The organism is Citrobacter youngae (assembly GCF_003818115.1).
GTDB lineage: Bacteria > Pseudomonadota > Gammaproteobacteria > Enterobacterales > Enterobacteriaceae > Citrobacter > Citrobacter youngae.
Map to the genome: position 1 here is coordinate 14,476 of NZ_RPOI01000013.1, position 18,302 is coordinate 32,777.

General features: G+C 55.7%; 20 protein-coding genes and 1 riboswitch. Of the genes, 9 read left to right on the plus strand and 11 right to left on the minus strand.

Annotated features, from left to right (window positions below; genetic code table 11):
- Positions 1 to 406 precede the first annotated feature (406 nt).
- Entirely contained in the window at positions 407 to 619 is a 213-nt protein-coding gene (gene cspG, locus EHN13_RS11300) for a cold shock protein CspG (RefSeq protein WP_003033098.1), read from the plus strand.
- A 119-nt stretch (positions 620 to 738) separates the two neighbouring features.
- Here the strand turns inward: cspG and thiH are convergent, their stop codons facing one another.
- The 7 genes from thiH to EHN13_RS11335 form a co-directional block, all read right to left on the minus strand.
- A complete protein-coding gene (gene thiH, locus EHN13_RS11305) occupies positions 739 to 1,872 on the minus strand; it encodes a 2-iminoacetate synthase ThiH (RefSeq protein WP_124021397.1) in 1,134 nt (377 codons plus the stop codon).
- Positions 1,869 to 2,639 carry a thiazole synthase gene (gene thiG, locus EHN13_RS11310; protein WP_124021398.1) on the minus strand — a complete coding sequence of 257 codons (771 nt, stop codon included), beginning with the start codon at positions 2,637 to 2,639 and terminating at the stop codon, positions 1,869 to 1,871. The genes thiH and thiG overlap by 4 nt, the downstream gene beginning before the upstream one ends.
- Before the next feature lies 1 nt (position 2,640).
- Positions 2,641 to 2,841, minus strand: coding sequence for a sulfur carrier protein ThiS (gene thiS, locus EHN13_RS11315; protein WP_124021399.1), 201 nt, complete (start codon positions 2,839 to 2,841; stop codon positions 2,641 to 2,643).
- Entirely contained in the window at positions 2,822 to 3,580 is a 759-nt protein-coding gene (locus EHN13_RS11320) for a HesA/MoeB/ThiF family protein (protein WP_124021400.1), read from the minus strand. The genes thiS and EHN13_RS11320 overlap by 20 nt, the downstream gene beginning before the upstream one ends.
- The gene (gene thiE, locus EHN13_RS11325) at positions 3,573 to 4,208 is read right to left on the minus strand and encodes a thiamine phosphate synthase (RefSeq protein WP_101743153.1); all 636 of its coding nucleotides are present in this window, start codon (positions 4,206 to 4,208) and stop codon (positions 3,573 to 3,575) included. The genes EHN13_RS11320 and thiE overlap by 8 nt, the downstream gene beginning before the upstream one ends.
- Complete coding sequence (gene thiC, locus EHN13_RS11330) at positions 4,208 to 6,106, minus strand: phosphomethylpyrimidine synthase ThiC (protein WP_124021401.1); 1,899 nt, start codon at positions 6,104 to 6,106, stop codon at positions 4,208 to 4,210. Before thiC ends, thiE begins: the two co-directional genes overlap by 1 nt.
- An 80-nt stretch (positions 6,107 to 6,186) precedes the next feature.
- Positions 6,187 to 6,296: riboswitch (TPP riboswitch) on the minus strand.
- 51 nt (positions 6,297 to 6,347) lie between these two features.
- The gene (locus EHN13_RS11335; protein ID WP_005132871.1) at positions 6,348 to 6,836 is read right to left on the minus strand and encodes an Rsd/AlgQ family anti-sigma factor; all 489 of its coding nucleotides are present in this window, start codon (positions 6,834 to 6,836) and stop codon (positions 6,348 to 6,350) included.
- Between the two features lie 96 nt (positions 6,837 to 6,932).
- Here EHN13_RS11335 and nudC point away from each other — a divergent pair, with 96 nt between their 5' ends.
- From nudC to EHN13_RS11365, 6 genes are all read left to right on the plus strand, one after another.
- The gene (nudC, locus tag EHN13_RS11340) at positions 6,933 to 7,706 is read left to right on the plus strand and encodes an NAD(+) diphosphatase (RefSeq protein WP_124021402.1); all 774 of its coding nucleotides are present in this window, start codon (positions 6,933 to 6,935) and stop codon (positions 7,704 to 7,706) included.
- A gap of 50 nt (positions 7,707 to 7,756) precedes the next feature.
- Positions 7,757 to 8,821, plus strand: coding sequence for a uroporphyrinogen decarboxylase (gene hemE, locus EHN13_RS11345; protein WP_057064651.1), 1,065 nt, complete (start codon positions 7,757 to 7,759; stop codon positions 8,819 to 8,821).
- A gap of 9 nt (positions 8,822 to 8,830) precedes the next feature.
- The gene (gene nfi / locus EHN13_RS11350) at positions 8,831 to 9,511 is read left to right on the plus strand and encodes a deoxyribonuclease V (RefSeq protein WP_048214111.1); all 681 of its coding nucleotides are present in this window, start codon (positions 8,831 to 8,833) and stop codon (positions 9,509 to 9,511) included.
- A 33-nt stretch (positions 9,512 to 9,544) separates the two neighbouring features.
- Positions 9,545 to 10,135: a YjaG family protein gene (locus EHN13_RS11355; RefSeq protein ID WP_003842015.1), complete on the plus strand. Its 591-nt coding sequence runs from the start codon at positions 9,545 to 9,547 to the stop codon at positions 10,133 to 10,135.
- A 186-nt stretch (positions 10,136 to 10,321) separates the two neighbouring features.
- Entirely contained in the window at positions 10,322 to 10,594 is a 273-nt protein-coding gene (gene hupA / locus EHN13_RS11360) for a nucleoid-associated protein HU-alpha (RefSeq protein WP_001044509.1), read from the plus strand.
- 11 nt (positions 10,595 to 10,605) lie between these two features.
- The gene (locus tag EHN13_RS11365; protein WP_003033064.1) at positions 10,606 to 11,298 is read left to right on the plus strand and encodes a DUF1481 domain-containing protein; all 693 of its coding nucleotides are present in this window, start codon (positions 10,606 to 10,608) and stop codon (positions 11,296 to 11,298) included.
- A 61-nt stretch (positions 11,299 to 11,359) separates the two neighbouring features.
- Here the strand turns inward: EHN13_RS11365 and zraP are convergent, their stop codons facing one another.
- Together zraP and EHN13_RS11375 are read right to left on the minus strand one after the other, a co-directional pair.
- Entirely contained in the window at positions 11,360 to 11,803 is a 444-nt protein-coding gene (zraP, locus tag EHN13_RS11370) for a zinc resistance sensor/chaperone ZraP (RefSeq protein WP_124021403.1), read from the minus strand.
- An 18-nt stretch (positions 11,804 to 11,821) separates the two neighbouring features.
- On the minus strand, positions 11,822 to 12,010 hold the full coding sequence (locus tag EHN13_RS11375) for a hypothetical protein (protein WP_101743146.1): 189 nt from the start codon (positions 12,008 to 12,010) through the stop codon (positions 11,822 to 11,824).
- Positions 12,011 to 12,067: 57 nt separating this feature from the next.
- Here EHN13_RS11375 and zraS point away from each other — a divergent pair, with 57 nt between their 5' ends.
- Positions 12,068 to 13,453, plus strand: coding sequence for a two-component system sensor histidine kinase ZraS (gene zraS / locus EHN13_RS11380; RefSeq protein ID WP_124021404.1), 1,386 nt, complete (start codon positions 12,068 to 12,070; stop codon positions 13,451 to 13,453).
- 5 nt (positions 13,454 to 13,458) lie between these two features.
- Positions 13,459 to 14,784 carry a sigma-54-dependent response regulator transcription factor ZraR gene (zraR, locus tag EHN13_RS11385; protein ID WP_124021405.1) on the plus strand — a complete coding sequence of 442 codons (1,326 nt, stop codon included), beginning with the start codon at positions 13,459 to 13,461 and terminating at the stop codon, positions 14,782 to 14,784.
- Here zraR and purD read toward each other — a convergent pair.
- Positions 14,781 to 16,070: a phosphoribosylamine--glycine ligase gene (purD, locus tag EHN13_RS11390; protein ID WP_115644103.1), complete on the minus strand. Its 1,290-nt coding sequence runs from the start codon at positions 16,068 to 16,070 to the stop codon at positions 14,781 to 14,783. The genes zraR and purD overlap by 4 nt on opposite strands.
- A gap of 15 nt (positions 16,071 to 16,085) precedes the next feature.
- Positions 16,086 to 17,675 carry a bifunctional phosphoribosylaminoimidazolecarboxamide formyltransferase/IMP cyclohydrolase gene (gene purH / locus EHN13_RS11395; protein ID WP_124021406.1) on the minus strand — a complete coding sequence of 530 codons (1,590 nt, stop codon included), beginning with the start codon at positions 17,673 to 17,675 and terminating at the stop codon, positions 16,086 to 16,088.
- Between the last annotated feature and the right edge of the window lie 627 nt (positions 17,676 to 18,302).

Below are 18,302 nucleotides of genomic sequence, written 5' to 3' on the forward strand. Positions count from 1 at the left end.
CATTTTAAAGTAGTACCATCAGCAGTATTAAATCGTTAAGTTTATTAATGTTAAATTTGAAGTGTGTAGTAACGTAAAGCCCTGACTGCAATAGTCGGGGCTTTTGTTCATTGTAGATCAAGCTGTTATCCAGGATGCTTAGCCGCGTTGGTTCAACATTGCATCACTCAGTGGGTATTAAAAAAATTAATGCTTGCTTAATGATTAGAAGTAGGTCTACTATAGCGGCATCGGTTTGGAACACAGACCTTATGCAAGCAGTTTTAGTAAAGCAGTTCTCAGTTCAAGCGTTATCCTCAGATACTCTTCTTCATGAGCCTCCTCCCTAAGTGCCCCATAAGTTAATTTCTGCAAAACAGGCCATCTTCGCTGCGTAAGCGGCTCAAAAACATGAAAGGAAGTATCTATGTCTAACAAAATGACTGGTTTAGTAAAATGGTTTAACTCTGATAAAGGCTTCGGCTTTATCACTCCTCAGGACGGTAGCAAGGATGTGTTTGTGCATTTCTCCGCTATCCAGAGTAACGATTTTAAAACGTTAGACGAAGGTCAAAAGGTGGAGTTCTCCGTGGAGAATGGCGCTAAAGGCCCGTCTGCTGTTAACGTTGTCGCGCTGTAAACGCCGATAATTTCACGAAGGCTTACGATAGCGATGAAGGCCAGAGCCCGAGCAGTTAAGCACTAGTGAAGAAAAAACCCGCGAAAGCGGGTTTTTTTGTTTATGCGATAGCGTTGGACTTAGGGCATCTGTGCCGCGCGTCCCAGATAGCTGTCCCAGTCTTTCCACACGGGCTGTAATCCCTGCGCCATCAGTGCTTCAGCAACGGCTTCCGGGCGACGATCGTCGTGCGGGGAGAACTGTTCCAGTTCGGGGTGGTTATCGGCATAACCACCGGGCTGGGTTTTTGAGAAGGCGCTGACGTTGTTGATCGCCAACGGGATCACATGGTCACGAAACCATGGCGATTCGCGGGTGGAGAGCGACAGCTCAATTTCTGGTGCCAGTAAACGAAACGCGCAAATGGTCTGGACCAACTGTCGCTCATCCATGATCGATGCAGGCTCAACGCCTCCGGTGCATGGGCGCAGGCGAGGGAAGGAGATAGAGTAGCGGCTCTGCCAGTAATGCTGCTGCATCCACAGCAGATGTTCGGCAACCATAAAGCAGTCCACCCGCCAACTGTCGGACAAACCAATCAACGCGCCAAGACCGATTTTGTCGATCCCTGCGCGGCCCAGCCGGTCCGGCGTTTCCAGTCGCCAGAAGAAATCCTGCTTTTTCCCCTTCAGATGGTGGCGGGCGTAAATAGCCTCATGATAGCTCTCCTGATACACCATCACGCCATCCAGCCCCAGCGTCTTCAGCTCCGCATATTCAGCCTCTGACAGCGGCTGTACTTCCATCTGTAAAGAGGCAAACTGGCGGCGAATGGCAGGCAAATGGCGACGAAAGTAATCCATCCCCACTTTGGCCTGATGTTCACCGGTGACCAGTAGCAGATGCTCAAAGCCCAGCTCACGGATAGCCGCACACTCACGTTGTATCTCATCTTCGTCCAGCGTTTTGCGTTTGATACGGTTGCTCATCGAAAAACCGCAGTAGGTGCAGTCGTTGGCACAAAGGTTGGAGAGATACAACGGCACGTAAAAGCTCACCGTGTTGCCAAAACGCTGGCGGGTGAGCCTTTGCGCCCGTTGCGCAAGCGGCTCCAGATAATCGGCGGCGGCGGGGGAGAGCAGCGCCATCAGATCGTCCCGGCTAAGCTGTGAAGCGCTAAGCGCCCGCTCCACGTCAGCGGCGGTTTTACCGTTGATGCGCAGACGGATGTCGTCCCAGTCAAGCTGTCGCCATCGGTCGGTGAAGGTTTTCATGCGAAAGCCTCCAGGAATCCGGTTAACGGGCTGGTGGCCTGCGCGAGCGAACTTTTGCTGCCGGGGACGGCCTGGCGCGCCAGAAGGCCCGCTTCAACTGCCAGACGGAAAGCGGTGGCCATCGTGACCGGGCAGTCCGCTACGGCAATCGCCGTGTTGACCAGCACCGCGTCAGCGCCCATTTCCAGCGCCTGCGCTGCGTGGCTGGGCACGCCGATACCCGCATCGACCACCACCGGCACGGTCGCCTGCTGGATAATAATCTCCAGCATCGCTTTGGTTTCCAGCCCCTGGTTCGAGCCGATAGGCGCGCCGAGCGGCATCACCGCCGCGCAGCCGACCTCTTCCAGCCGCTTGCACAGTACCGGGTCCGCGCCGCAGTAGGGCAGCACCACAAAGCCCTGCTTCACCAGCGCTTCGGCGGCTTTTAGCGTTTCAATCGGATCCGGCAATAGCCAGCGGGCATCCGGGTGGATTTCTAATTTCAGCCAGTTTGTGTCCAACGCTTCACGCGCCAGTTGGGCGGCGAAAATCGCCTCTTCAGCGGTTTTCGCTCCCGAGGTGTTGGGCAGCAGCGTCACGCCCGCGTCGATAAGCGGGGCCAGAATGGCATCGTTATGCTGGCGCAAATCCACGCGCTTCATGGCCAGCGTCACCAGCTGGCTGCCGGAGGCGCGAATCGCTTCGACCATCAGTTGCGATGAGGCAAATTTTCCGGTGCCAGTGAACAGATGTGAATCAAACGTTTTGTCGGCAATACGTAACATATCAACCCCCTGCAATAACCTGAAAAAGCAGGATCTGGTCGCCTTCCTGCACGATGTGCCGCTGCCAATGCTCGCGCGGCAGGATCTGCTGATTGAGCGCCAGCGCCGCGCCCGGTTTTAGCTGATTAAGCTCGGTGAGCAGCCCGCTGACGGTTTGCCCCTCGGCGCACTGCATCGGCTCATCATTGAACTGAATCTGCATGTTGCCCTCCGCATACCGGGCAGCCGCTGGCACGTTGAAGTGCGAAGCTGCGCCACTGGCTGGTTTTACCGTCAAACAGGCGTAACTCTCCGCTGGGCGTCGCAATGCCGCTAAGCAGTTTGATGGCTTCCAGCGCCTGCAAGGTGCCCATCACACCGACAACCGGGCCGACGATACCGGCGGTACGGCAGTTGCGTTCGGGTTCGACATCATCCGGCCACAGGCAGCGGTAACAACCTTGCTCCCACGGTGGCGTGAGCACCATCAACTGGCCGCCGAAACCGACGGCGCTGGCGGTAACCAAAGGCGTATTCAGCGACACGCAGGCGGCGTTAATTTCCTGACGCGTGGCCATGTTGTCGGTACAGTCGAGCACCACGTCGGCACGCGCGACAGCGTGCCGGAGCGCATCGCCCGTCAGCCGCTGCTCAAGGACGACCAGCTCGCTGTCCGGGTTAAGACGCGCCAGATGGCGTTCCGCCGCCAGCGCTTTCGGGCGAGCAATGTCGTCGGTGGTGAACAATATTTGCCGTTGCAGATTGCTCAGATGAACGTCGTCATCGTCCGCCAGCGTCAGCGTGCCGACGCCCGCACCCGCCAGATACAGCGCGGCAGGCGAACCTAACCCGCCCAGGCCGACAATCAGCACATGGCTGTCGAGCAGCTTTTGTTGGCCCTCAATCGCGATATCGCCGAGCAGGATCTGCCGGCTGTAGCGCATAAAGTCGCGGTCATTCATCGCCGACTCCCGCTATGTCGAGCAGCTGCGCCGTGGCTGCCTGCCAGTCGGCCGATTGGGTAATGGCGCTGACCACGGCAATGCTGCCGACGCCGGTCGCCAGCACCGACGGGGCGCGCTCAAGGCTGATGCCGCCAATCGCCACGGTCGGGTAATCTGCCAGTCGTTCAATATGACCTGCCAGCTGAGTCAGCCCCTGCGGGGCGGAAGGCATCTGCTTGGTTTGCGTGGGGAAGACGTGGCCGAGCGCGATATAAGAAGGCTTAGCGGCGAGCGCGACGTCGATCTCCATATCATCGTGGGTGGAAACCCCCAGGCGTAAGCCCGCCGCCTGAATGGCCTTCAGGTCGGTGGTTTCGAGATCTTCCTGGCCCAGATGCACGCCGTAGGCGTTGTGCTTAATCGCCAGCCGCCAATAGTCGTTAATAAACAGGCGGGCGTCATAGCGACGCCCCAGCGCGATGGCGGCGATAACGTCGGCTTCCACCTCTTCATCGCGTTTATCTTTAATGCGCAGTTGGATCGTGCGCACGCCCGCTGCCAGCAGGCGTTCAATCCATTGCACGCTGTCCACCACCGGGTAAAGCCCGAGGCGGAACGGCACGGTCGGGAAATCAGGCTGGTACATTATGCCTCCTCTTTTTTGAGGTAGATTTCACCGCCTTTGGCGCGGAAGTTCTCCGACATATCCGCCATTCCCACTTCAATAGTCTGCGCGGCGGCGTAGTCGCGTACTTCCTGGCTGATTTTCATCGAGCAGAACTTCGGCCCGCACATCGAGCAGAAGTGGGCGACCTTGCCGGACTCTTGCGGCAGGGTTTCATCGTGATAGGCGCGGGCGGTGAACGGGTCGAGCGCGAGGTTAAACTGGTCTTCCCAGCGGAATTCAAAGCGCGCTTTTGACATCGCGTTATCGCGGATCTGCGCGCCCGGGTGGCCTTTGGCTAAATCCGCGGCGTGAGCGGCAATCTTGTAGGTGATCAGCCCTTGCTTCACGTCTTCTTTGTTCGGCAGGCCGAGGTGCTCTTTTGGCGTGACGTAGCACAGCATCGCGCAGCCGAACCAGCCGATCATCGCCGCGCCAATGCCTGAGGTGAAGTGGTCATAGCCCGGCGCGATATCTGTCGTCAACGGCCCTAAGGTGTAGAACGGCGCTTCGTGGCAGCTCTCCAGCTCTTCGGTCATGTTGCGCTGGATCATATGCATCGGCACATGCCCCGGGCCTTCAATCATCACCTGCACGTCGTATTCCCAGGCGATTTTGGTCAGCTCGCCCAGCGTATGCAGTTCGGAGAACTGAGCTTCGTCGTTGGCATCCTGAATCGAACCCGGACGCAGGCCGTCGCCGAGAGAGAGCGAGACGTCGTAGGCGGCGCAAATTTCGCAAATCTCACGGAAATGTTCAAACAGGAAGTTCTCTTTGTGATGCGAGAGGCACCATTTCGCCATGATAGAACCGCCGCGCGAGACAATACCGGTCAGGCGTTTGGCAGTCATCGGCACGTAGCGCAGCAGCACGCCAGCATGAATGGTGAAGTAGTCCACGCCCTGTTCGGCCTGCTCCAGCAGCGTGTCACGGAATGCTTCCCAGGTGAGATCTTCGGCGATCCCGTTGACCTTCTCCAGCGCCTGGTAGATCGGTACGGTGCCGATCGGCACCGGGCTGTTACGCAGGATCCACTCGCGGGTTTCGTGAATATAGCGACCAGTGGAGAGGTCCATCACCGTATCTGCGCCCCAGCGGGTCGACCACACCAGTTTTTCGACTTCTTCTTCGATAGAGGAAGTGACCGCCGAGTTACCGATGTTGGCATTCACCTTCACCAGGAAGTTGCGACCGATGATCATCGGCTCGGATTCCGGGTGGTTGATGTTGGCAGGAATAATCGCCCGGCCCGCAGCGACTTCATCACGCACGAATTCCGGAGTGATATTTTCCGGCAGGCGCGCGCCAAAGTTCATCCCTGGATGCTGATGGCGCAGCACTTCACTACGGATACGCTCGCGGCCCATATTTTCACGGATGGCGATAAACTCCATCTCTGGCGTGACGATCCCCTGACGGGCGTAGTGCAGCTGGGTCACGCGCTTACCGGCTTTGGCGCGCTTTGGCGTCAGCAGGCCGCTGAAACGGAGCTCGTCCAGGCCATCGTCGGCCAGGCGCTCTTTGGTGTAAGCGGAGCTGCGGTCGTCTAATTCTTCGCTGTCGTTACGCGCCGCAATCCACGGCTGGCGTAATTTCGCCAGACCTTTTTGGACGTTAATCGCCACGTCAGGATCGCCATACGGCCCGGAGGTGTCGTACACAGGCACGGCTTCGTTGTCTTCAAACTGCGGATTATCTTTACTGCCGCCAATCAGCGTCGGGCTCAGCTGGATTTCGCGCATCGGGATGCGGATATCCGGCTGCGAACCGGTGATGTAGATGCGTTTTGAGTTCGGAAAGGCGGTCCCTTCCAGGGTATCGATAAAGTGTTGGGCTTGCGCGCGCTGTTCGCGGCGTGATGGTTTAGTAGTGGCAGACATAGCTCATTCCAAAAAAGTAAGGACGTGGCTTGTCAGACGACGGATGAAGCAAGAGAGACGATCGCCCAAAGGCGAACGGTTGTAGATTGACTCTTGTTCCCTTCGCAGGTCTTAACCTGATCAGGTTCCGCGGATCCCGAATTAACGGTCTCAGCCCGTGCTTGCGCACTGGGCACTCCGACAAGAAGTAACCTCTATCTTAGAGGTAATGAATGTAAACTACGCGTTAATGCGACAAATCTCAAGCAGGACGTTTGAGAGTGCCGCTCTCGTGCATCGCATCAAATACCAGCATGATCAGCTTATCTTCGAGCACGAACCGGGCTTCCAGCGCCTCGCCGATATCGGATAAAGCCTGTTGAAATTCAAGGAAGTTATCATGATCAATGGCGGTCTCCAGACTGGTGTCATAGTAGTCCATGATCAGTTGTGTGTTGGCTTCCAGCAGTGGCCAAATTTTTGTGGCTTTTAAAAGCTGCCCGTTCCCTTCCAATTTATGGAGAATACGTTCATAAATACTGAAGTGTCCGGTGGAGAGGTAATCGACCAGGCTCTGACAAAAATCATCCAGCGCCTTTTCATTGAGTCGCATGTACGATTCTTTGCCAGGCTTAATGCCAACCAGATTGTAGTAAGCCACGAGCAGGTGCTTACGTACATGTAGCCAGCGATCAACCAGTTTATTACTTCCTCCGACGTGCTCCGTCAGGCTTTCCAGCTGGTTTAGCATGATTGACTCCGCAAGATGGTGTTTAGGAACTGCTCACCCGTAAATGTAAAAATAATGTAAACAACATGCCTGTGAAGCAAAGGTTGCGCAAGAGATATGGATCGTATAATTGAAAAATTAGATAGCGGCTGGTGGATTGTCAGTCATGAGCAAAAGTTATGGTTGCCTCATGGCGAGCTGCCTCACGGCGACGCGGCACGTTTTGATTTGAGCGGGCAGCGCGCACTTTCTATCGGCGAATGGGAAGGGGAGACGGTCTGGCTGGTGCAGCAGCAACGTCGCCACGATATGGGGTCGGTACGCCAGGTCATTGACCAGGATGTTGGCCTGTTTCAACTGGCCGGACGCGGCGTACAGCTGGCCGAGTTTTACCGCTCGCATAAATTCTGCGGCTACTGTGGGCACACGATGCACCCGAGTAAAACGGAATGGGCGATGCTGTGCAGCCACTGCCGGGAACGCTACTACCCGCAAATTGCCCCCTGTATTATCGTCGCCATTCGCCGTGACGACGCTATCCTGCTCGCCCAACATGTTCGCCATCGCAACGGCGTGCATACCGTGCTGGCGGGTTTTGTCGAAGTGGGCGAGACCCTTGAGCAGGCGGTGGCGCGTGAAGTCATGGAAGAGAGCGGCATTAAGGTGAAAAACCTGCGCTATGTCACTTCTCAGCCGTGGCCGTTCCCACAGTCTTTGATGACCGCATTTATGGCAGAGTATGATAGCGGCGAGATTGTTATCGACCCGAAAGAACTGCTGGAAGCGAACTGGTATCGCTACGATGATTTACCGCTGCTTCCCCCGCCTGGCACCGTCGCGCGGCGATTGATTGAAGACACTGTGGCGATGTGTCGGGCTGAGTACGAGTAAAGAACAAGTGATGATACACTGATGGACTGACGCAATAAGGAACTGCAAAAATGACCGAACTGAAGAACGATCGTTATCTGCGTGCGCTGCTGCGCCAGCCCGTTGATGTCACTCCGGTATGGATGATGCGCCAGGCGGGCCGCTATCTACCGGAATATAAAGCCACGCGCGCCGAGGCGGGCGATTTTATGGCGCTGTGCAAAAATGCCGAGCTGGCCTGCGAAGTTACGCTGCAGCCGCTGCGTCGTTATAAGCTTGATGCCGCGATCCTCTTCTCCGATATCCTGACGATCCCGGATGCGATGGGGCTTGGGCTCTATTTTGAAGCCGGAGAAGGCCCACGCTTTACCTCGCCGATTACCAGCAAGGCGGACGTCGACAAACTGCCGATCCCGGACCCGGAAGATGGGTTGGGTTACGTGATGAATGCGGTGCGCACGATTCGCCGTGAACTGAAAGGCGAGGTGCCGCTGATCGGCTTCTCCGGTAGCCCGTGGACGCTGGCAACCTATATGGTTGAAGGCGGTAGCAGCAAGGCCTTCACCGTGATTAAAAAGATGATGTATGCCGACCCTAAAGCGCTGCATCTGCTGCTGGATAAGCTGGCGAAGAGCGTCACGCTGTACCTGAACGCGCAGATCAAAGCGGGCGCGCAGTCGGTGATGATTTTCGATACCTGGGGCGGTGTTCTGACCGGTCGCGACTATCAGCAATTCTCCCTGTACTACATGCACAAAATCGTCGATGGCCTGCTACGCGAGAACGACGGTCGTCGCGTACCTGTGACCTTGTTTACCAAAGGCGGTGGTCAGTGGCTGGAAGCGATGGCGGAAACCGGCTGTGATGCGTTAGGTCTCGACTGGACCACTGACATTGCCGATGCGCGTCGTCGTGTAGGTCATAAAGTGGCGCTGCAGGGCAATATGGATCCATCCATGCTGTATGCGCCGCCAGCCCGCATCGAGGAAGAGGTGGCGACAATTCTGGCCGGATTCGGTCAGGGCGAAGGGCATGTCTTTAACCTGGGCCACGGCATTCATCAGGACGTCCCGCCAGAACATGCGGGTGTCTTTGTGGAGGCGGTACATCGGTTGTCCGAACAGTACCACCGCTAAGGAGTCATTATGGATCTCGCGTCATTACGCGCGCAGCAGCTTGAACTGGCCTCTTCAGTGATCCGCGAGGATCGTCTGAAGAACGATCCGCCTGATCTGATCGGCGGGGCGGACGTTGGGTTTGAGCAGGGTGGCGAAGTGACGCGAGCCGCGATGGTCTTACTGAAGTATCCCACGCTTGAACTGGTTGAATACAAGGTGGCGCGTATCGCCACCACCATGCCCTACATTCCCGGTTTTCTCTCCTTTCGTGAAACCCCCGCGCTGATGGCCGCCTGGCAATTGCTCTCGCACAAGCCAGATCTGCTGTTCGTTGACGGGCACGGCATTTCGCACCCGCGTCGCCTGGGCGTAGCCAGTCATTTTGGCCTGCTGGTGGACGTCCCAACGATCGGTGTGGCGAAAAAACGGCTGTGTGGCAAGTTTGAACCGCTCGCTGCTGAACCCGGTGCGCTAGCGCCGTTGCTGGATAAAGGCGAACAGCTGGCATGGGTCTGGCGCAGCAAAGCGCGCTGTAACCCGTTGTTTATCTCTACGGGTCACCGCGTGAGTATGGACAGCGCACTGGCGTGGGTACAACGCTGTATGAACGGCTATCGTCTGCCGGAACCAACGCGCTGGGCAGATGCGGTGGCATCCGAACGCCCGGCTTTTACGCGGCTTGCAGCAAAAGCGCCCCATATCGGGTAAACTGCGGCTAATTTCCGTATTTGAGAACTCATCATGTTACAAAATCCGATTCACCTGCGTCTGGAGAAGCTGGAAAGCTGGCAGCACGTCACGTTTATGGCCTGTCTGTGCGAACGCATGTACCCGAATTACGCCATGTTCTGCAAGCAAACTGAATTTGGCGATGGGCAGATTTACCGCCGAATTCTGGATTTGATTTGGGAAGCGCTGACGGTTAAAGACGCGAAAATCAATTTCGACAGCCAGCTGGAAAAGTTTGAAGAGGCCATTCCTTCTGCAGACGATTACGATCTGTACGGCGTTTATCCGGCGATTGATGCCTGTGTGGCATTAAGCGAACTGATGCATTCACGTCTGAGTGGTGAAACGCTGGAACACGCTATTGAAGTCAGTAAGGCTTCAATTACCACAGTAGCGATGCTGGAAATGACGCAAGCTGGTCGCGAAATGACCGATGAAGAGCTCAAAGAAAACCCTGCCGTTGAGCAAGAATGGGATATTCAGTGGGAAATTTTCCGACTTTTAGCCGACTGTGAAGAACGCGATATTGAGCTGATAAAAGGGCTGCGTGCAGACCTGCGCGAGGCTGGCGAGAGCAATATTGGTATAAATTTTCAGCAATGACACCACAAAACGTGATTTAACGCCTGATTTGTCGTGCCTGAAGGCTTCCCATCCGCCCCCGGTCTGGTCTACATTTGGGGGGCGAAAAAAAGTGGCTATCGGTGCGTGTATGCAGGAGAGTGCTTTTCTGGCATTTCCGTCGCACTCGATGCTTAGCAAGCGATAAACACATTGTAAGGATAACTTATGAACAAGACTCAACTGATTGATGTAATTGCAGACAAAGCAGAACTGTCTAAAACACAGGCTAAAGCTGCTCTAGAATCCACTCTGGCTGCTATTACTGAGTCTCTGAAAGAAGGCGATGCTGTACAACTGGTTGGTTTCGGTACCTTCAAAGTGAACCACCGTGCTGAGCGCACTGGCCGCAACCCGCAGACCGGTAAAGAAATCAAAATTGCCGCAGCTAACGTACCGGCATTTGTTTCTGGTAAAGCACTGAAAGACGCGGTTAAGTAATTCGCGTGGCAGTGAACAGTTTTAACGAAGGGGCGGTTTCGCCCCTTTTGTCCATCTGGCGTCATACGCTTTGGCTTTCAGGTGTTCTGTTACTGTCTGCCTGCGGTAGCCATTCTGAGCTTCCTCCGTTCACGGCCAGCGGCTATGTTGGCGATCAGGGGGCGGTACGCATTTGGCGTAAAGACTCCGGTGACGATGTTCACTTGCTCTCGGTATTTAGTCCGTGGCGAAAAGGCGAAACCACTACCAGTGAATACCGCTGGCAGGGTGATTCGCTCTCTCTCATAGAACTCAACGTTTACAGTAAACCGGCTGAACATGTCCGTATACGCTTTGATGACCGGGGCGAACTGAGCTTCATGCAGCGTGAAGTCGATGGGCAAAAGCAGCAGCTTTCCAGCGATCAAATCGCGCTTTACCGCTATCGCGCCGATCAAATTCGCCAGACCAGCGATGCGCTGCGTCAGGGACGGGTGATATTGCGTCAGGGACGTTGGCATGCGGATAACACGGTCACAACCTGTGAAGGTGAAACGCTGAAGCCAGACCTGGAGTCGTGGGCGATAAACCATATCGAGCGCCGCCAGAAACATTCATCCGTAGAGGTGAGTGTGGCATGGCTGGAAGCGCCCGAAGGGTCGCAGATACTGCTAGTCGCCAATGAAGATTTTTGTCACTGGCAGCCTACAGCCAAAACTTTCTGAAAACCTGAAGACAGGTAGTCAGCAGGCCTGAACCGTATGGCGTCATCAGGCATCACGTCTTTTACCAGTGCCCCATTCCCATATGGCCGCCGCCGCGATGGTTACCGCCACCGCCGCATCCGCCGTAGCCCATTCCCGCGCCACGTGGCACGCCAGCCTGCGCCATGGCGACATCGCGTTTAACACGCTGCTCGTCCAGCGACTGATTCAACGACTCCATCTCTTTTGCTACCGCATTAATTTTTGCAGTATCTGGTGAACTGGCTGTTAGCAACGCATTGTATTCGTAGCGTTTAGATGTCAGTTGTTGCCGTAAGGCGCTGGTCTGCGCGTAGTAATCATCATAGATTTTCTGTGCGGCAGCCTGCTGCTCAGCGGTCATTGGGGTACCGCCCCGTAGCTGCATTCCATCACCATATCCCCAGTGATTCTGCGCCAGTACCGGGGTGGAGCCCAGTGCGATAAGAGAAAGTGCAATCAGTGCCAGTTTGTTGTTCCGTTTCATCGTTCGTTCTCCTGTTGGTTAGCTTACATTCTCTTTTGCATCTTCCGTGCCAAAGCGTTGATCCCTGCCCTGCGGGCGTTGTGCGCGTCGTCTTTGCAGGGAAACGAGTAAAAATGACTCGCCAGAACGCGCCAGCGAGTCATTTTTACCCGGTACTTTCAGCTGTTTGTGTCTGAGGGCAGGGTTATCAGGGGGAAAAAATGGCATGATTTCTGCTGTATACCTGCAACGATGAAAGGAACAAGCGGGGTGAAGGGAGAGCGTATGCGTCTTTATAAGGATACGGTGGCAAAGTGGTTGAGCCGACTCTTGCTGGCGGCAATCCTGATTTTGGTTGGCTGGTTTTCGATTATGACTATTCGGGACTATGGGCGGGAAAGTGGCGCCGCGCGGCAAACGCTACTGGAAAAAGGCAGTGTGCTCATTCGCGCTCTGGAATCTGGTACGCGTGTAGGCATGGGGATGCGCATGCATCATGCTCAACAGCAGACGCTGCTGGAACAAATGGCCGTACAGCCGGGCGTATTATGGTTTGCCGTTGTGGATGAGCATGGCGTCATTATGACTCACAGCAATTCGGCGATGGTCGGTAAAACGCTCTATTCTCCGGATGTCCTGCGGCAGCTTAATCCCGGAGAACAAGAAAGCTGGCGGAATATTGAAATTCCAGCAAGGGATGGTGAAAAAACGCCGGCCCTGGAAATTTATCGCCAGTTTCAGCCGATGTATGGTCCAGGACGCCACGGCATGGCGCGCTGTGCCAGTAATGACGGGCAGCTTATCACCCCAGCACAAACCATATTTATCGCCTTTGATGCCAGCGATCTGGCGGCGACCCAGACAAGAGAGTGGCGTAACACGTTGATTGTCCTCTCTGCGCTGGCGGCTGTACTACTGGCAACTGTACTTACGTTTTTCTGGTATCAGCGCTATCAGCGTTCGTACAAGGAATTGCAGGATGCGATGAAGCGGAAAGAAAAACTGCTGGCGCTCGGACACCTGGCGGCCGGCGTCGCACATGAAATTCGCAATCCGCTGTCTTCCATCAAAGGTCTGGCAAAGTATTTTGCCGAACGAACCCCGCCGGGTGGCGAGTCGCATGAGCTGGCACAGGTGATGGCGAAAGAAGCGGACCGTTTAAATCGGGTGGTGAGCGAGTTGCTGGAGCTGGTGAAGCCAGCGCATCTGACGCTGCAACAGGTGGATCTCAACGAGGTCATCACCCACTCATTGCATCTGGTAAGCCAGGATGCTCAAAGTCGGGAGATTCAATTACGGTTTACGATAAATCCTGCACTACCAACCATTCAGGCCGATCCTGACCGGCTAACGCAGGTCCTGCTGAATCTGTATCTGAACGCCATTCATGCGATTGGCCACCAGGGCACGATTACGGTTGAAGCGAGTGAATGCAGCGCTGAGCGCGTTAAAATTGTGGTTACCGATAGCGGGAAGGGAATTGCAGCGGAACAGCTGGAGGCCATTTTTACGCCTTACTTTACAACCAAAGCTGACGGAACCGGCCTCGGGCTGGCGGTAGTGCAGAACATTATCGAACAGCATGGTGGCACCATTCAGGTGGCAAGCGTTGAGGGCAAAGGTGCGACCTTTACTCTTTGGCTGCCGACCAAAGCGAAACAACAGGATTAACAAGGATGACGCGCGGAAAAATCAATATTCTGGTAGTAGATGACGATATCAGCCACTGCACTATTTTACAGGCGCTGCTGCGCGGCTGGGGTTATGAGGTCGCGCTGGCCTATAGCGGGCGAGCGGCGCTGGAACAGGTGCGCGAACGCGTATTTGATTTAGTGCTGTGTGATGTACGCATGGCGGAGATGGACGGCATCGCAACGCTGAAAGAGATTAAAGCGCTGAATCCGGCGATTCCGGTCTTGATCATGACGGCGTTCTCCAGCGTAGAGACCGCCGTTGAGGCGCTTAAAACCGGGGCGCTGGACTATTTAATCAAGCCGCTGGATTTTGACCGTCTGCAGGAGACGCTGGAAAAGGCGCTGGCGCATACGCGGGAAATGGGCGCCGAACTGCCATCGGCGTCGGCGGTACAGTTTGGCATGATTGGCAGCAGTCCGGCGATGCAGAAGTTGCTTAATGAAATCGCGATGGTTGCGCCCTCAGATGCGACAGTGCTCATTCACGGAGACTCCGGCACGGGGAAAGAGTTGGTGGCCCGGGCGCTGCATGCCAGCAGCGCCCGTCGCGATAAGCCGCTGGTGACGCTCAACTGCGCGGCGCTTAATGAATCGCTGCTGGAGTCCGAGCTGTTTGGTCACGAGAAAGGGGCGTTTACCGGGGCGGATAAACGACGGGAAGGGCGCTTTGTGGAAGCCGATGGTGGCACGTTATTTCTTGATGAAATTGGCGATATCTCACCGCTGATGCAGGTGCGTTTGCTGCGGGCTATCCAGGAGCGAGAAGTACAGCGGGTTGGCAGCAACCAGACTATTGCGGTTGATGTCCGGCTGATCGCCGCCACGCATCGAGATCTGGCGGAGGAAGTCAGTGCCGGGCGCTTTCGCCAGGATCTCTACTATCGCCTGAACGTCGTCACCATCGAAATGCCAGCATTGCGCCAGCGCCGGGAAGATATTCCGCTGTTAGCCGAACATTTTCTCCAGCGTTTTGCCGCGCGTAACCGTAAAGTGGTGAAAGGCTTTACGCCGCAGGCGATGGATCTGCTGATCCACTATGACTGGCCGGGCAATATTCGTGAGTTGGAAAATGCGATTGAGCGCTCGGTGGTGCTGCTGACGGGGGAATATATTTCCGAACGTGAACTGCCGATGGCGATTGCCGCGACGCCGATAAAAACGGAATTCAGTGGCGAGATCCAACCGCTGGTGGATGTCGAAAAGGAGGTGATTCTGGCGGCGCTTGAAAAAACGGGCGGCAATAAAACGGAAGCCGCCCGTCAGTTAGGCATTACGCGTAAAACGCTGCTGGCGAAAATTTCGCGTTAGCGTTGCTCGCGTTCAATGGCGCGCCAGCCGATGTCGTTACGGCTGAAGCTGCCATCCCAGCGGATGTCGGTCATCAGGGCGTAAGCGCGTTTCTGCGCTTCAGCCACGGTGTTACCCAGCGCGGTGGCGCACAGCACGCGACCACCGTTGGTCAGCACGCGATCGTCTGCAGACAGTTTGGTGCCCGCGTGGAACACTTTACCGTCAGCGACGTCTTCCAGCGGCAGACCGTGGATCTCATCGCCGGTATTGTAATTACCCGGATAACCTCCGGCGGCAATGACCACACCCAGCGAGGCGCGTTCGTCCCACTCGGAGGTTTTTTCATCCAGCTTGCCGTCACAGGCGGCGAGGCACAGCTCCACCAGATCGGACTTCATGCGCAGCATGATCGGCTGGGTTTCCGGATCGCCGAAGCGGCAGTTAAACTCGATAACCTTTGGGTTGCCCTGCTTATCGATCATCAGACCCGCATACAGGAAACCGGTGTAGGTGTTCCCTTCCGCCGCCATGCCTTTTACGGTTGGCCAGATGATGCGTTCCATGGTGCGCTGGTGGACTTCATCGGTTACCACCGGCGCCGGGGAGTAAGCGCCCATCCCGCCGGTGTTCGGGCCGGTATCGCCGTTGCCTACGCGTTTGTGGTCCTGGCTGGTGGCCATCGGCAGCACGTGCTCGCCGTCGACCATCACAATAAAGCTCGCTTCTTCGCCGTCGAGGAACTCTTCGATAACGATGCGGTGGCCCGCGTCGCCAAACGCGTTGCCGGCCAGCATGTCATGAACCGCGGCTTCGGCTTCCTCCAGCGTCATCGCCACGATAACGCCTTTCCCGGCAGCCAGACCGTCAGCTTTGATAACGATCGGCGCGCCTTTCTCGCGCAGGTATGCCAGCGCAGGTTCGATTTCGGTGAAGTTCTGGTACTCCGCCGTTGGGATGTTATGACGCGCGAGGAAATCTTTGGTGAAGGCTTTGGAGCCTTCCAGCTGCGCGGCACCTTCCGTTGGGCCGAAGATTTTCAGACCGGCGGCGCGGAATGCATCAACCACGCCAATCACCAGCGGCGCTTCCGGGCCAACAATGGTCAGATCGATCTTCTCGTTCTGGGCAAAGTCCAGCAGAGCCGGGATATCGGTTACGCCGATGGCCACGTTTTGCAACGCGGGCTCCAGTGCGGTACCGGCGTTACCCGGTGCGACAAAAACGGTATCAACCAGCGGGGACTGCGCGGCTTTCCAGGCCAGCGCGTGTTCGCGCCCGCCGTTGCCAATCACTAATACTTTCATCGTCTGCTCCGTGGATTAATGGCGGAAGTGGCGCATGTCGGTAAATACCATCGCAATGCCGTGTTCATTGGCGGCGGCAATCACTTCGTCATCGCGGATAGAACCGCCCGGCTGGATCACGCAGGTCACGCCCGCGGCAGCAGCGGCATCAATCCCGTCACGGAACGGGAAGAACGCGTCGGAAGCCATAGAGGAACCTTTCACTTCCAGGCCTTCGTCGGCGGCTTTAATCCCGGCGATTTTGGCGGAGTAAACGCGGCTCATCTGGCCTGCGCCAATACCGATGGTCATATTGCCTTTGGCATAAACGATGGCGTTGGATTTAACGAACTTCGCCACTTTCCAGCAGAACAGCGCATCACGCAGCTCTTGCTCGGTCGGCTGGCGCTTGGTTACCACACGCAGTTCAGCTTCGCTCACCATACCGAGGTCACGATCCTGAACCAGCAGGCCGCCGTTCACACGTTTGAAGTCCAGACCCGGAACGCGCTGAGCCCATTGGCCGCAGACCAGCACGCGAACGTTCTGCTTGGCGGCGGTGATTTTCAGTGCTTCTTCGGTGGCGGATGGCGCGATGATCACTTCCACGAACTGGCGGGAGATGATCGCCTGCGCAGTTTCAGCATCCAGCTCGCGGTTAAAGGCGATGATGCCGCCGAACGCGGAGGTCGGGTCGGTTTTGTAAGCACGATCGTAAGCGTCAAGAATAGAGGTGCTTACCGCTACACCGCACGGGTTGGCGTGCTTAACGATCACACAGGCCGGTTCGCTGAATTCTTTCACGCACTCCAGTGCCGCATCGGTATCAGCGATGTTGTTGTAGGAAAGCGCTTTACCCTGAACCTGCTGCGCGGTGGCAACGGACGCTTCTTTAACATTCTCTTCTATATAGAAGGCAGCCTGCTGGTGGCTGTTCTCGCCGTAGCGCATATCCTGCTTCTTAATGAAGTTCAGGTTCAGCGTACGCGGGAAGCGACCGGCGGCTTCTTTGCTTTCGCCGTGGTAAGCCGGAACCATGCTGCCGAAGTAGTTGGCGATCATGCTGTCGTAAGCGGCAGTGTGTTCGAAGGCTTTAATCGCGAGATCGAAACGGGTGTCGAGGGTCAGAGAACCGTTGTTGGCATCCATCTCTTTAATAATGGCGTCGTAGTCGCTGCTCTTCACAACGATAGCTACATCTTTATGGTTCTTGGCAGCGGAGCGCACCATTGTCGGGCCGCCGATATCAATGTTCTCTACGGCATCTTCCAGAGAACATCCTTCGCGGGCGACGGTCTCGGCGAACGGATACAGGTTAACGACAACCATATCGATAGGAGCAATGTGGTGTTGTTCCATAATGGCATCATCCTGGCCGCGACGACCGAGGATGCCGCCGTGGACCTTCGGATGCAGGGTCTTCACGCGTCCATCCATCATTTCCGGGAAGCCGGTGTAATCGGAAACTTCGGTCACTGGCAGACCTTTCTCCGCTAACAGGCGCGCAGTGCCACCTGTAGACAGCAGCTCCACACCACGTGCGGAAAGTGCCTGAGCGAATTCGATGATACCGGCCTTGTCAGAAACACTGAGCAGAGCGCGGCGGACTGGACGACGTTGTTGCATGGTAAATCCCCTGGATTTGACTATTACAGAGAGCGTTAGGTGAATTCTTGGCTAAAAACTCAGCTAACGCCCCTTACGGGGCATCCTTGTTGTGCGGTGGCATTGTAACGAAAACGTTTGCGCAACGCTCGCGAATTTTTAATTTTCGATTTTGCCCCTCGTTTCGAGCGCTGAAGATCGTACATATACAGAAAGGATCGCAGAAGTAATGGGTGAGTTTGTGGATAACTCTGTGCGTAAATAGGTATAAGGCGGGGTTTTGCTGTGGAATGCAGCAGTCAGTCATTTTTCTGTCATTTAAGGGTTGCGGGCTGAGGGAAACTCCCTATAATGCGCCTCCATCGACACGGCGGATGTGAATCACTTCACACAAACAGCCGGGCCGGTTGAAGAGAAAAACCTGAAAATGAGGGTTGACTCTGAAAGAGGAAAGCGTAATATACGCCACCTCGCGACAGAGCGCTAAAGCGCGTCGCAACTGCTCTTTAACAATTTATCAGACAATCTGTGTGGGCACTCGAAGATACGGATTCTTAACGTCGCAAGACGAAAAATGAATACCAAGTCTCTGAGTGAACACGTAATTCATTACGAAGTTTAATTCACGAGCATCAAACTTAAATTGAA

Coding starts and splice junctions, on each gene's coding strand:
- cspG (WP_003033098.1), top strand. CDS start 407: ATGTCTAACAAAATGACTGGTTTAGTAAAATGGTTTAACTCTGATAAA.
- thiH (WP_124021397.1), bottom strand. CDS start 1,872: ATGAAAACCTTCACCGACCGATGGCGACAGCTTGACTGGGACGACATC.
- thiG (WP_124021398.1), bottom strand. CDS start 2,639: ATGTTACGTATTGCCGACAAAACGTTTGATTCACATCTGTTCACTGGC.
- thiS (WP_124021399.1), bottom strand. CDS start 2,841: ATGCAGATTCAGTTCAATGATGAGCCGATGCAGTGCGCCGAGGGGCAA.
- EHN13_RS11320 (WP_124021400.1), bottom strand. CDS start 3,580: ATGAATGACCGCGACTTTATGCGCTACAGCCGGCAGATCCTGCTCGGC.
- thiE (WP_101743153.1), bottom strand. CDS start 4,208: ATGTACCAGCCTGATTTCCCGACCGTGCCGTTCCGCCTCGGGCTTTAC.
- thiC (WP_124021401.1), bottom strand. CDS start 6,106: ATGTCTGCCACTACTAAACCATCACGCCGCGAACAGCGCGCGCAAGCC.
- EHN13_RS11335 (WP_005132871.1), bottom strand. CDS start 6,836: ATGCTAAACCAGCTGGAAAGCCTGACGGAGCACGTCGGAGGAAGTAAT.
- nudC (WP_124021402.1), top strand. CDS start 6,933: ATGGATCGTATAATTGAAAAATTAGATAGCGGCTGGTGGATTGTCAGT.
- hemE (WP_057064651.1), top strand. CDS start 7,757: ATGACCGAACTGAAGAACGATCGTTATCTGCGTGCGCTGCTGCGCCAG.
- nfi (WP_048214111.1), top strand. CDS start 8,831: ATGGATCTCGCGTCATTACGCGCGCAGCAGCTTGAACTGGCCTCTTCA.
- EHN13_RS11355 (WP_003842015.1), top strand. CDS start 9,545: ATGTTACAAAATCCGATTCACCTGCGTCTGGAGAAGCTGGAAAGCTGG.
- hupA (WP_001044509.1), top strand. CDS start 10,322: ATGAACAAGACTCAACTGATTGATGTAATTGCAGACAAAGCAGAACTG.
- zraP (WP_124021403.1), bottom strand. CDS start 11,803: ATGAAACGGAACAACAAACTGGCACTGATTGCACTTTCTCTTATCGCA.
- EHN13_RS11375 (WP_101743146.1), bottom strand. CDS start 12,010: ATGCCATTTTTTCCCCCTGATAACCCTGCCCTCAGACACAAACAGCTG.
- zraS (WP_124021404.1), top strand. CDS start 12,068: ATGCGTCTTTATAAGGATACGGTGGCAAAGTGGTTGAGCCGACTCTTG.
- zraR (WP_124021405.1), top strand. CDS start 13,459: ATGACGCGCGGAAAAATCAATATTCTGGTAGTAGATGACGATATCAGC.
- purD (WP_115644103.1), bottom strand. CDS start 16,070: ATGAAAGTATTAGTGATTGGCAACGGCGGGCGCGAACACGCGCTGGCC.
- purH (WP_124021406.1), bottom strand. CDS start 17,675: ATGCAACAACGTCGTCCAGTCCGCCGCGCTCTGCTCAGTGTTTCTGAC.